Source organism: Vibrio sp. MACH09, assembly GCF_033238805.1.
Classification (GTDB): domain Bacteria; phylum Pseudomonadota; class Gammaproteobacteria; order Enterobacterales; family Vibrionaceae; genus Vibrio.
In genome coordinates, this window is the sequence record NZ_BSFZ01000001.1 from 2,715,285 (window position 1) to 2,728,964 (window position 13,680).

Consider the following 13,680-nt stretch of genomic DNA (forward strand, 5'->3'; position numbering starts at 1 on the left):
AACATCATAAACAAGGTAAACTTAACCAAGTTAAGAAACCGCATATTTTTATTGCTGTTCAAGCGCTTCCTTAGAAACAATGTATTTATTATGAATAATATTTGCTGCTTCCTCTACATTAGCAGGGTTAAGCAGCAACAATGAATATTGCTCTCCAGTCGATGATGCAAAAACATCAATATTACAACTAGCAAGACATTCACATGAGTGCTCTACAATCCTTTTCGCTTTGCTACCCACACTGGTTAGCGAACTCACTTGCTCACTATTACGGATTTTATGCGTAAAAACCAGTCCTAACTTAGCATAAGCACTATGATTGATGACAACACCTGTTCGTTCTGTTTCCTCGATCACAGTCCACACTGCTATAGCTAATATCTGACACTGCTTGATTAACCCATCTAAATCCTCTTTGTCTACTTGAACAAAAATAAGGTCTCGTTGGATAGCAATGCCACAAATACCGTGTTGACACGTTTCCCCTTTCACCAGCGTACCGCTGTTTTCTGAGAAAGAAGAACGAACTCTTAATGGTATTTGGTTTCTCCATGCATCTTGAACACATGGCAAGTGAAGAACTTTCGCCCCTTTTCTTGCCATCTCTTCCATATTTGGAAAATCGATAGTTTGCAATTGTACTGCGTTTTTCACTACACGCGGATCACAGCTATAAATGCCATCCACGTCGGTAAATATTTGGCACTCGGCGGCATTCAGTGCACCCGCTAACGCTACCGCACTGGTATCTGAACCTCCGCGTCCCAAAGTTGTGATATCGCCATTACGGTTAACCCCTTGGAAACCCGCTACGATGACGATGTAATCGTCTTCTAACCAATGGCGAATATTGTCTGTTTTAATCTCTTGAATGGTCGCATCGTTATGCACATTATCAGTAACAATCTGCGCCTGCCCCCCTGTTAAAGAAGTAGCTAGGTAACCACGACGATTCAACTCCATGGCAAGAAGAGACATACTCACCTGCTCACCTGCAGTTAGAAGTACGTCCAACTCTCTTGCTGTCGGCACGGAGTCAATCTCTTGTGCCAGCCCCATCAATCGGTTTGTTTCACCAGACATAGCAGACACCACAACCACCAGTTGGTAGCCACTGTTCTTGCTAGCAATGATCCGCTCTGCAACCGCTCGTATGCGTTCAATAGAGCCGACTGATGTACCGCCAAATTTGAGTACGAGTAACGGTTTTTTCACCGGACTTCCCTTATCTGAGGCTAGGATCTATCGACCCTAATGACAACCCCAACAAAAAAAACCAACTAACAGACTATTAGTTGGCTTCATTTATATTATTACTATAAACGCTCTTCAAGCCATGCATTAACTGAGTTGAGTGCTGCAGGCAATGCAGAGGCGTCTGTGCCCCCAGCTTGAGCCATATCAGGACGACCGCCCCCTTTTCCACCCACTTGCTGAGCAACCATATTAACCAGCTCACCCGCTTTTACTTTATTGGTAAGATCTTTGGTAACGCCGGCAATAAGGCCAACTTTATCACCAGATACATTGCCTAGCATGATGATGCCACTGCCAATCTGATTCTTCAGCTCGTCAACCATGCCACGTAAAGCTTTGTTGTCTGCGCCATCAAGCTTGCTAACCAACACATTAATGCCATTAATTTGCACAACGTCGTTTGCTAAACTCGCACTCTCTTGTGACGCTAGCTTGTCTTTAAGTTGTTGAATTTCTTTTTCCAGCAACTTCGCCTTAGCGTGCATTTCGCTTACTTTAACTTGATGAGATTGATACTGTGAATCGAGCGTATCAAGAGCCGATTCACCTGTAACCGCTTCAATACGACGAATACCCGCAGCAATACCACCTTCTGAAGTAATCTTGAATAAACCTATGTCACCCGTGTTGTTAGCGTGAATACCACCACATAACTCGGTAGAAAATGCGCCCATCGAAAGTACGCGAACTTCATCATCGTATTTCTCACCAAACAGCGCCATAGCCCCTTTGGCTTTGGCGGATTCGATGTCCATAATATTGGTTTCGATACTATGGTTACGACGAATCTCAGCATTCACCATACGTTCAACTTGTTTTAACTCTTCAGGCTTCACCGCTTCTAGATGTGAAAAGTCAAAGCGAAGATGATCAGGTTTAACTAAGGAACCCTTCTGCATAACATGCTCACCCAAGACTCGGCGTAATGCTTCATGCAGTAAGTGCGTAGCAGAGTGATTAAGAGAGGTTGCCGCACGACGCTCTGCGTCCACGATGGTGGTAACAGGATCAGATGCCGCTAATACACCTTCAATTAACTCACCATGGTGCGCGATAGCATGACCTAGCTTGTGAGTATCATCGACTTTGAATACACCAGAGTCGCTCTTAATTACGCCAGTATCTCCACACTGACCGCCAGACTCGGCATAAAAGGTCGTTTCATCTAGAATCACGATCCCTTTATCACCCGCAGACAATGCCGACACTTCATCTCCAGCAACATAAAGCCCCATCACTGATGAGTTGCCTTTGGTAGCTTGATATCCATTAAATTCTGTTGAGCCATCCACCTTAATTACATCGTTGTAATCGGTGGTAAATTGACCTGCATCACGAGCGCGTTGACGTTGCGCTTCCATCGCTTTTTCAAAGCCAGCTTCATCAATAGATAGATCTCGCTCACGAGCGACATCATTGGTCAAATCAGCCGGGAAACCGTACGTATCGTAAAGCTTAAATACTGTTTCACCATCAAGGACTTTGCCATCTAGCTGATCTAATGCGTCGTTCAAAATGGCCATACCGCGCTCTAGTGTGCGGCCAAAGTTCTCTTCTTCAATGCGAAGTACTTTTTCAACGATCTGCTGTTGTTTTTTCAGTTCGCCACCTGCACTACCCATCACCTCGATCAATACACCGACTAGTTTATGGAAAAACGCACCTTGTGCTCCCAGCTTATTACCATGGCGTACAGCACGACGGATAATACGGCGAAGAACATAACCACGGCCTTCGTTTGAAGGCATGACACCATCGACAATCAAGAACGCACATGAACGAATATGGTCAGCAACAACGCGCAACGATTGATTGGAAAGATCTTGATGTCCGGTAACGTCAGCTACAGATTTAATGAGAGTTTGAAAAACATCAATTTCGTAGTTGGAGTGCACGCCTTGCATAATTGCAGCAATACGCTCGATGCCCATACCAGTATCAACAGCGGGTTTTGGCAGCGGTTCCATCGTCCCATCAGATTGACGATTGAACTGCATAAATACGTTGTTCCAAATCTCGATGAAACGGTCACCATCTTCTTCAGGCGTACCAGGACGGCCACCCCAAATATGATCACCATGATCGTAGAATATTTCGGTACACGGTCCACATGGACCGGTATCACCCATTTGCCAGAAGTTATCTGACTCATAAGGCTTTCCACCTTTCTTATCGCCAATACGAACGATACGATCAGCAGGAATACCGATGTTTTTGTTCCACAATTCGAACGCTTCATCATCAGTTTCATAAACCGTGACTAGCAGACGTTCTTGTGGCAACTGTAATACGTCAGTTAAAAATTCCCATGCATAGGCAATCGCGTCTTGTTTAAAGTAATCACCAAAACTAAAGTTACCCAACATTTCAAAGAAAGTATGGTGGCGTGCGGTAAAACCCACGTTTTCTAAATCATTATGTTTACCACCAGCACGTACACAACGCTGGGCGCTGGTTGCACGTGTATAGGCTCGTTTTTCAGAACCTAAGAAACAATCTTTAAACTGGTTCATACCTGCATTAGTAAATAGCAATGTTGGGTCATTGGCTGGAACTAATGATGAACTTTCTACAATTTGATGTCCTTTGCTTTCAAAGAACTCAAGAAACGCACGGCGTATCTCGTCGGTGCTCATGTACATGCGACTCTTCCTGAAACTTTCGGGATGAATTTCGGGCAAAAATTGCCCATAAATAGTTATTTGGCGGGTATTGTAAATCAAGGGAAGAAAATAGCCTAATTTTCTTAATAAAAGGGAGAGTGTTGTTGGTATGCTGGCTGTTATTTATTCTCTAGTGCGTAACTAATTTGCTCAAAATCGAAGCCACGATATTGCATAAAGCGAATTTGTTTGGCGTACATTTTTTGATCTTCGGCGGGCTCCCCTTTAAATTTCTTAAAGGCTACCTGCTTTGCTAATTCAAACCAATCTATCGCTTCTTCATCAAATGCGAATTCAATCTCCATGTCTGAGACTCGCTGCTGTTTCAGTGCCTGAAAAATCCTTAATTTTCCGTGCCCTTTAGTCACATGTTGTCTGATCTGACTTTTAGCATAACGGAGATCATCAAGATAGCCATGCTCAGCACAATAAGTCACTGCGAGTTCAACTTCGTCACTATCGTATCCTTTGTTAAGTAGTTTCTGAGTTAGCTCGTAGCGGCTATGGTCTCGACGACTTAACAAGTTTATAGCGCTTTCTCTTGCAGATAGTTTGATAGGGTAACGTGGTTTCATAATGTGTAATGTCAGTAAAACGAAAAAGCCTCGCGATTAAGGCGAGGCTTTTCAGTTAATCACATTTTATAACTCTTCTTGTGGCATCTCCTCGTTACTGTCCGCGTCATCTAATTGAACCGGAGCCAGTAGCATTTCACGTAGTTTAGTATCGATTTCCAAAGCGGCTTCAGGGTTTTCACGCATATATTTACCAGCGTTAGCTTTACCTTGACCGATCTTATCACCTTTGTAGCTATACCAAGCACCCGCTTTCTCAACCAGCTTATGCTTAACGCCTAGGTCTATTAGCTCACCTTCACGGTTGAAACCTTTGCCATACAAAATTTGAGTTTCTGCTTGTTTAAACGGTGCAGCAATCTTGTTTTTAACCACTTTAATACGAGTTTCATTACCAACAATCTCGTCGCCTTCTTTGATAGAACCAGTTCGACGGATATCAAGACGTACTGAAGCGTAGAATTTAAGTGCATTACCACCCGTAGTGGTTTCTGGGTTACCAAACATAACACCAATTTTCATACGAATTTGGTTAATGAAGATACACATACAGTTAGACTGCTTTAAGTTACCCGTTAACTTACGCATAGCTTGTGAAAGCATACGAGCTTGCAGACCCATATGGCTGTCACCCATTTCACCTTCAATTTCAGCTTTAGGTGTTAATGCAGCAACGGAGTCAACAACTAAGACATCAATCGCACCCGAACGCGCCAAAGCATCACAAATCTCTAAAGCTTGTTCACCCGTATCCGGCTGAGACACTAATAAAGAATCAATATCAACGCCTAGTTTCTTCGCATAAATAGGGTCTAATGCGTGTTCTGCATCAACGAAAGCACATGTTTTGCCAACGCGTTGTGCAGCGGCAATAAGTTCTAAAGTTAGCGTTGTTTTACCTGAACTTTCAGGGCCGTATACTTCAACGATACGTCCCATAGGTAAGCCACCAGCGCCTAAAGCAATATCGAGAGAAAGAGAACCTGTTGAAATGGTTTCCACATCCATGGTCCGGTTGTCACCAAGGCGCATAATTGACCCTTTACCGAACTGCTTTTCAATTTGACCAAGAGCGGCAGCTAATGCCTTTTGCTTATTCTCGTCCATTACTTTCTCCGACTTATTTCGCTGTCTTGTTATTTTTTGCTGAGCGGCTCTGCTATTGGAGCCATAGAACAGAACTCGCTGTTCTCAATCTCAAAGTGACCTGAGTATATACTGTTGATTCATACAGTGTCTATACCTGTATAACTATTTTTTTTATATTCGATCAACATCGCGGTCGAAATCGAATATGCTGTTCATAAGTGATACAGGAGTGCACATTAATATGGATATTAATTTTAGCCAGATACAGTTTTCCACTCATCGTTATAAAGTCGAAATACCGGATTGGACAATTCAATCAAATCAATCTTGGGCAGTATTCAGTACTGAAGGAGACATAGGTTCAGTACTTGGGGATCTTCTCTGTGGGGAAAGCACACCAGAGCAAGGAGAACTTGCCGGAGTCGATGAATCTGTCGCACAAGTTTCTTTACTAGAACAACAACGCCTATTGGAGATCGAGCTGTCTCAAGACGATAGCGACTTTTTAGATAGGATTGATACAGGAACCACAGTGGAAACACTTATCAAGCAAGTTTGTTCCAGCGAATCCTATGCCGAAAAACTGATCACCGATCTCGATCTTGAATTATTAAGAGACTCAGGATTTCGCATTCTCTCTACCGGTGAAACTCGACGGGTCATGCTAGCGAGAGCATTAGCCTCACAGCCTTCTCTACTGGTGCTTGATGAGCCTTACACTGGCTTGGATGTAGAACACCGAACTCAGCTTGAGAAGTTTTTGCACACTTTGTCACAGCAAATACAGTTATTGCTTATTGTTTCACGAGAAGATGAGATAGCCGACTGGGTTGATAATATCGCACTTTTTGATCAAGGAAAGTTAGTCGAGCAGATGGATAGAGAAAGTTGGCTTTGTCATCCGGTTATTGCGCAGATAAAATCCCAGTCGAAAAAACAGTCTGAGCAAATGGTTGATTTACTTCATAAACACCAACATATTTCTACTTTTCCAGATCCTCTTTTCGAATTAACCAACGGCAGGGTTGCCTACACAGATAAAGTCATTTTCTCGCAATTGAACTGGCGTATAAACAGTGGCGAACATTGGCAAATACGTGGCCCCAACGGATGTGGAAAAAGTACGTTATTGGGACTTATTTTTGGCGATCACCCACAGTGTTACAGCAACCAGATAGATATTTTTGGTAATAAGCGCGGCAGCGGCGAGACCATTTGGGATATTAAACAAAATATTGGCATGGTTTCTTCTGCACTGCATCTGCAATATCGAGTCAATTGCAGTGCTTTAGAGGTGGTACTTTCCGGCTTTTACGACTCTATTGGTTTGTATAATCAACCAAGTAAGAGAGAGATCAATGTCGCTAAAGAGTGGTTGACCATCCTCCATATGGACGCATTGACGAAAACGCCATTTAGACAACTTGAATATGGACAACAGCGTCTATTACTCATTGCTCGAGCTCTCGTCAAACAACCCGCATTATTGATTCTAGATGAACCCTATCAAGGTCTAGATTACCTTGGTCGACGTTTAGTGATGAACACGTTAGACATCATTGCTAAAGAAAACCTTAGCCAGCTACTTTATGTCTCTCATTATCAGGAAGATAGCTTGCAAGCAATTACTAACTACCTCGACTTTGTGAAACATGAAGAGAAAGATGAATATAGGGTTGAGATTTCTCGGCAATAGTAGTTACATCCCACTGAAAATAACTTTATAAACCCAAATAGAAAAGCCACTTCACATCATGAAGTGGCTTTTTAACTCGCTAAAGTAACTAACGATATCCGTTACAAGCTATTTTTCACCTGCTGATGCAACTCTTGAACAGAAATAACACTATTTCGGTCATCTGCCGTATGAGACATACAAGTTGCGAATGCTGCATTAAGAGTCGTTGTATAATTCACTTTCTCTTGTAATGCACCGCGACGTAGGACTTTTGAATCCTCAATAGCTTGGCGGCCAGCCGCAGTATTAATAATATAGCTATACTCATTATTTTTAATACGGTCCAAAATATGTGGACGACCTTCATGCACTTTATTGACTAATCTTGGATTAATACCTGCTTCACCAAGAATCACGGCCGTCCCATGGGTAGCATCTAATTGATAACCAAGCTTGGTCAGTTTAGAAGCTAAATCCACAACGCGTTGTTTGTCATCATTACGCACAGACAGTAGAGCTCTTCCGCCTTCTGGGTACTCTTTACCACAACCCAGTTCCGCTTTGGCAAACGCTTCAGCAAATGAAGCACCAACCCCCATCACCTCACCGGTAGAGCGCATTTCAGGCCCAAGTAGTGGGTCAACACCAGGGAACTTATCAAACGGAAGCACAACCTCTTTAACCGAATAGTAAGGCGGTATAATCTCTTTGGTAAACCCTTGCGAATCCAACGATTGACCGGCCATTACCCGCGCAGCAATTTTTGCCAGCGGAGCACCCGTTGCTTTTGAAACAAACGGAACGGTACGAGCAGCCCTTGGGTTCACTTCAATCAAATAAACCTCATTATCTTTTACCGCAAATTGAGTATTCATTAAGCCACGAACCCCAAGTTCGAACGCCAGTTTCTCAACTTGAGTTCGCATTACATCTTGTATCTCTTGACTTAGTGTATAGGCCGGTAATGAACATGCTGAGTCGCCAGAGTGCACACCCGCTTGCTCGATATGCTCCATAATGCCACCGATGACAACACGTTCACCATCGCAAATAGCATCAATATCCACTTCAACCGCATCATCAAGGAATCTATCCAGCAACACTGGCGACTCATTAGAGACACTTACCGCTTCATTGAAGTAACGGCGCAGATCTGTTTCATCATAAACAATCTCCATCGCTCTTCCGCCTAGAACATAGGATGGACGAACAACTAACGGGAAACCAATGTCTTTCGATTTCTCAATCGCTTGTTCCATGGTCGTGACGGTAGCATTGTCTGGTTGCTTAAGAGAAAGTCTCTCAACAGCAGCCTGAAAACGTTCACGGTCTTCGGCTCTATCAATGGCATCTGGGCTGGTACCAATGATAGGCACACCTGCTGCTTCAAGTTCACGAGCCAGTTTAAGTGGCGTCTGCCCACCATATTGAACAATCACGCCTTTTGGCTTTTCAATTCTAACAATGGCCAGAACATCTTCTAAAGTTACAGGCTCAAAGTAGAGACGATCAGACGTGTCGTAGTCAGTAGAAACGGTTTCTGGGTTACAGTTCACCATAATGGTTTCATAACCATCTTCACGAAGCGCTAAAGAGGCATGCACACAGCAATAGTCAAACTCAATACCTTGACCTATTCGGTTAGGTCCGCCGCCCAGCACCATGATTTTGTCTTTATCTGTCGGGTTAGCTTCACACTCTTCGTCATATGACGAATACATATAAGCGGTATCTGAGGAGAACTCCGCCGCACAGGTGTCAACTCGTTTGTAAACAGGATGGATATCATATTGATCACGTAGACGACGAATTTCTGTCTCAGCAACACCAAGTAGAGAAGAGAGACGAGCATCAGCAAAACCTTTACGCTTCGCCAGCATGAGCTGCTCTTTGTTGAGTCCTGCAAAACCACCTTTTTTGATGGCTTCTTCCTGCTTCACAAGGTCTTCAATTTGAACCAAGAACCAACGGTCTATCGCGGTTAGATTGAAAACACCGTCTACCGATAATCCCGCACGGAAAGCATCTGCTATATACCATATACGGTCAGAGCCCGCTTCTTTTAGCTCATGGCGAATTTGAGTTAGTGCATCGGGTGCGTCCAAGTCCACCATTTCATCAAAACCATTAACGCCAACTTCTAAGCCACGCAACGCTTTTTGTAACGACTCTTGTTGATTACGGCCGATAGCCATTACTTCACCAACTGACTTCATCTGTGTGGTTAGACGATCGTTAGCACCAGCGAATTTTTCAAAGTTAAAGCGTGGAATTTTGGTAACAACGTAATCAATGGTCGGCTCGAACGAAGCTGGTGTAGCACCACCGGTAATATCATTCATCAGCTCATCCAGTGTGTAACCGATGGCGAGCTTAGCGGCGACCTTAGCAATAGGGAAACCTGTCGCTTTAGATGCCAATGCAGAAGAACGCGAAACCCTTGGGTTCATCTCAATAATAACCATACGACCATCTTGAGGGTTAATACCAAACTGCACGTTTGATCCGCCGGTTTCTACACCAATTTCTCGCAATACCGCCAGAGAAGCATTTCTCATTAGCTGATATTCTTTATCTGTCAGTGTTTGAGCAGGAGCAACAGTAATCGAGTCACCGGTATGTATTCCCATCGGGTCGAAGTTTTCAATAGAGCAGACAATAATGCAGTTGTCGTTTTTATCACGAACCACTTCCATCTCATACTCTTTCCAACCAATTAACGATTCATCAATTAACAGTTCATTTGTAGGAGATAAGTCCAGACCACGGCGGCAAATTTCTTCAAACTCTTCTTTGTTATATGCGATACCACCTCCAGTTCCGCCCATCGTAAATGAAGGGCGAATAATGCAGGGGAAGCCAACCATATCGAGTACTTTATACGCCTCTTCCATGGTTTTCGCAGTGTCAGCTCTTGGACACTCTAATCCAATGGACTTCATCGCTTTATCAAAACGAGAGCGATCTTCTGCTTTATCAATGGCGTCGGCCGTGGCACCAATCATTTCGACATTAAACTCAGCCAGTACTCCGTACTTTTCCAAATCCAATGCACAATTAAGCGCGGTCTGCCCCCCCATGGTTGGTAACACGGCATCAGGGCGCTCTTTTTCAATAATTTTACGCACCACTTCCCAATGAATCGGCTCGATATAAGTTGCATCCGCCATTTCTGGATCAGTCATTATGGTGGCAGGGTTAGAGTTAACCAAAATAACTCGATACCCTTCTTCTCGGAGCGCTTTACAAGCTTGAGCACCGGAATAATCAAACTCACAAGCCTGTCCAATCACAATTGGGCCAGCCCCTAGGATTAGAACACTTTTTAAATCATTACGTTTTGGCATTCTCGTCAACTCCAATTATGCAGTGTGTTGTTTGATTAAATCGATGAAATGGTCAAACAGCGGCGCGGCATCATGTGGTCCAGGGCTCGCTTCAGGGTGACCTTGAAAACTAAATGCAGGCTTATCTGTTCGATGGATACCTTGTAAGGAACCATCAAATAGCGATTTGTGCGTTGCGCGTAAATTGTCAGGCAAGCCAGACTCATCTACAGCAAAACCATGGTTTTGTGACGTTATCATCACCACATCTCTATCAAGATCTTTTACTGGGTGGTTAGCACCGTGATGACCAAATTTCATTTTTACCGTTTGTGCTCCAGATGCCAGCGCCAAAATCTGATGCCCTAAGCAGATACCAAAAATCGGCACACCTTTATCTAAAAATGTTTTAGTTGCTTCTATGGCATAATGACATGGCTCTGGATCGCCCGGGCCATTAGAAAGAAAGACACCATTCGGCTTGAGAGCCAGCACGTCTTCGGCTGGAGTTTGTGCAGGCACCACAGTTAAACGGCAGCCTCTATCAACCAACATTCGCAAAATATTTCTCTTCGCACCAAAATCATAGGCAACAACATGATAAGGTAATTCTTGGTCTTGTTTTGCTTCAGGAAGCCCGTCGGTCAATGTCCAAGATCCTTGTTTCCATGGATATGCTTCTTTAGTTGTTACTTCCTTCGCCAAATCCATCCCCTTTAAACCTGGGAACTCTTTGGCTTTCATCAGTGCCAGATCTGCATCTAAATGATTTCCAGCCACAATACAGCCATTTTGCGCACCTTTTTCTCGCAGAATTCTGGTTAACTTACGAGTATCTATATCCGCTATACCAACAATATTCTGTGCTGCTAAGTATGCCGATAAAGATTGTTCACTGCGGAAGTTAGAAGCAAGTAGAGGTAAATCTCGAATAACAAGCCCTTGAGCATGAATAGAGCTCGATTCTTCATCTTCTGAGTTAGTACCGGTATTGCCAATATGAGGATAGGTGAGTGTCACGATTTGCTGAGAATAGGAAGGGTCGGTGAGGATTTCTTGGTACCCCGTCATTGAGGTATTAAAAACGACTTCTCCAACAGAACAACCATCCGATCCGATAGATAGCCCGTGGAAAACTGTCCCATCTTCTAGGACAAGCATTGCTGACTTTTTCAAGACAACCTCCAGAATAAAAATGCATTAATAGTGTATTAATTTGCAATTCTACCTTCCTTTCAGCCGATTACAACAGCTTAGTGGAATTTAGACAAATTGGCGATATTCTAGAGATGAGTGTGATATGTGTCAATAATAACCAAGCCACAATAGTGCAATTTACTCCAACAACAGTAGCTTTATTGCCTGTAACCGATGTAATACACAAAAAAGTTAGTAAAAAACGATGATAAGTAATAGAAAAACTTTTACCCCACCATAAATCTTATTTTTTTAATGCTTAAAAAAACAAATTCAAATAGCAAACGATTAACCACGAAGTAAACAGGCAAAAACGGAGCTTTTAATTAAAAACCACATTACATAGTGTTATTTTAACTGTTAAGTTGAGGGGATTTGACAATTTAGAGGAAGAAAATAAAAAAGTGATAAAACGGAAAAGTTATGCACCGGACAGAACCAATGCATAACTATTTACTTATAGATCATTGAGGCCTAGAACATCGGTCATAGTAAAAAAGCCTGAAGGGCTATCATCTAACCATACCGCAGCTTTTACGGCACCATTGGCAAAGGTCATTCGATCGGTGGCTTTATGGGTAATTTCAACACGCTCACCAAGGTCGGCAAACATTGCTGTGTGCTCACCGACAATATCACCGGCACGTATGGTAGCAAAACCAATCTCATCTTTTGTTCGCTCACCAGTAATCCCTTCTCTCGCATATACGGCAACGTCGTTTAGAGAGTTCCCCATCGCGCCAGCAATCGCCTCTCCCATTCCAATGGCAGTACCAGAAGGTGCATCAATCTTATGTCTATGGTGTGCTTCGACTATTTCAACGTCGCAATAATCACCCATAACTTTGGCTGCTTTTTCCAGCAACTTAAACACTAAATTAACACCAACGCTGTAGTTTGGTGCCATCACTATAGGGACTTGCTGTGCAGCTTTCTCAATAGAGGCTCTTTCTTCATCAGAAAAACCCGTCGTACCAATAACTATTTTCTTACCATACTTTTGACAAAGCTCTATGTTGGCTAATGTGCTTTGAGGAACGGTGAAGTCGATAACAACATCAAAATCATCAATCCTTTTTTCCAGATCATCGACTAGTGCTATATCAAAATGGCCTTCACTGCACAGTTCTCCAACATCAACACCAATTAATGAGGACTCAGAGCGCTCAGACGCAGCGCCTACTGACGCCATAGCATTGTGATGTGTTGCTTTAACTAGGTTGCGGCCCATACGGCCAGCTGCTCCTGCAATCGCAATTCGAACCATTGCGTCTATCTCCATTTTGTAAGGGAAATTCAATGTAACCGAAACGGTTAACCGCTTCAATGGTTTTCAATATTTGCTTATCGTTAACCAAGTGATCTTAAGATCGGGGTTAAATATCATTTGGATATAAGCTCGGATCTCTGCTTCTGTACCATTTCTAATACGGGCAAATTCGCTTCTGGAAATGAGTAATGTTTAAGCTGATCAATGGCTACCCACTCACCTTGTTGTCCCTCTTTGCCATAAGGTTCGTTATTAAATTCTTCAACAGCATAAAAATCGAATGTTAATGACTTATCAGGATAGTCATAATCAAGATGCGCATAGTGACTGAGCTTTACGACCTTTATATCTATCTCTTCAAACAGCTCTCGACAAATGGCTTGCTCAGTCTCTTCATCTTGCTCTACTTTACCTCCCGGAAACTCCCAAAACCCACCTTTATGTAGGTGATCGGGTCTTTTAGTAATGTAAATCTTGTCTTTGTCGCGGTTGTATATAATCGCGGCAACAATATGAACTCGTTTCATGTACAACTCCTTGTTTGGCTATCGCTCTGCTCATCGCTAATCAGGTAAAAAAAAGAGCTGCAACCGCAACTCTTTATTCGTTTTATGTGTCAGGAAAA

Annotated in this window: 9 protein-coding genes; 1 reads left to right on the forward strand and 8 read right to left on the reverse strand. The window is 43.1% G+C overall.

Annotation, left to right across the window (positions count from 1 at the left end):
• Positions 1 to 48 precede the first annotated feature (48 nt).
• From CHJ_RS12195 to recA, 4 genes are all read right to left on the reverse strand, one after another.
• Entirely contained in the window at positions 49 to 1,215 is a 1,167-nt protein-coding gene (locus CHJ_RS12195) for an aspartate kinase (RefSeq protein WP_317917774.1), read from the reverse strand.
• A 101-nt stretch (positions 1,216 to 1,316) separates the two neighbouring features.
• The gene (gene alaS, locus CHJ_RS12200) at positions 1,317 to 3,899 is read right to left on the reverse strand and encodes an alanine--tRNA ligase (protein WP_317917775.1); all 2,583 of its coding nucleotides are present in this window, start codon (positions 3,897 to 3,899) and stop codon (positions 1,317 to 1,319) included.
• 140 nt (positions 3,900 to 4,039) lie between these two features.
• Positions 4,040 to 4,495 (reverse strand): recombination regulator RecX, encoded by a 456-nt coding sequence (recX, locus tag CHJ_RS12205; RefSeq protein ID WP_317917776.1) that lies wholly within the window; start codon positions 4,493 to 4,495, stop codon positions 4,040 to 4,042.
• A gap of 66 nt (positions 4,496 to 4,561) precedes the next feature.
• Positions 4,562 to 5,602, reverse strand: coding sequence for a recombinase RecA (gene recA / locus CHJ_RS12210; RefSeq protein ID WP_171752676.1), 1,041 nt, complete (start codon positions 5,600 to 5,602; stop codon positions 4,562 to 4,564).
• A 223-nt stretch (positions 5,603 to 5,825) separates the two neighbouring features.
• Here recA and modF point away from each other — a divergent pair, with 223 nt between their 5' ends.
• Complete coding sequence (modF, locus tag CHJ_RS12215; RefSeq protein WP_317917777.1) at positions 5,826 to 7,280, forward strand: molybdate ABC transporter ATP-binding protein ModF; 1,455 nt, start codon at positions 5,826 to 5,828, stop codon at positions 7,278 to 7,280.
• Positions 7,281 to 7,381: 101 nt separating this feature from the next.
• Here the strand turns inward: modF and carB are convergent, their stop codons facing one another.
• From carB to mutT, 4 genes are all read right to left on the reverse strand, one after another.
• Complete coding sequence (carB, locus tag CHJ_RS12220) at positions 7,382 to 10,609, reverse strand: carbamoyl-phosphate synthase large subunit (RefSeq protein ID WP_317917778.1); 3,228 nt, start codon at positions 10,607 to 10,609, stop codon at positions 7,382 to 7,384.
• Positions 10,610 to 10,624: 15 nt separating this feature from the next.
• On the reverse strand, positions 10,625 to 11,764 hold the full coding sequence (carA, locus tag CHJ_RS12225; protein WP_317917779.1) for a glutamine-hydrolyzing carbamoyl-phosphate synthase small subunit: 1,140 nt from the start codon (positions 11,762 to 11,764) through the stop codon (positions 10,625 to 10,627).
• A gap of 478 nt (positions 11,765 to 12,242) precedes the next feature.
• On the reverse strand, positions 12,243 to 13,052 hold the full coding sequence (gene dapB / locus CHJ_RS12230) for a 4-hydroxy-tetrahydrodipicolinate reductase (RefSeq protein WP_171752672.1): 810 nt from the start codon (positions 13,050 to 13,052) through the stop codon (positions 12,243 to 12,245).
• A 116-nt stretch (positions 13,053 to 13,168) separates the two neighbouring features.
• Entirely contained in the window at positions 13,169 to 13,582 is a 414-nt protein-coding gene (mutT, locus tag CHJ_RS12235) for an 8-oxo-dGTP diphosphatase MutT (RefSeq protein WP_171752671.1), read from the reverse strand.
• Between the last annotated feature and the right edge of the window lie 98 nt (positions 13,583 to 13,680).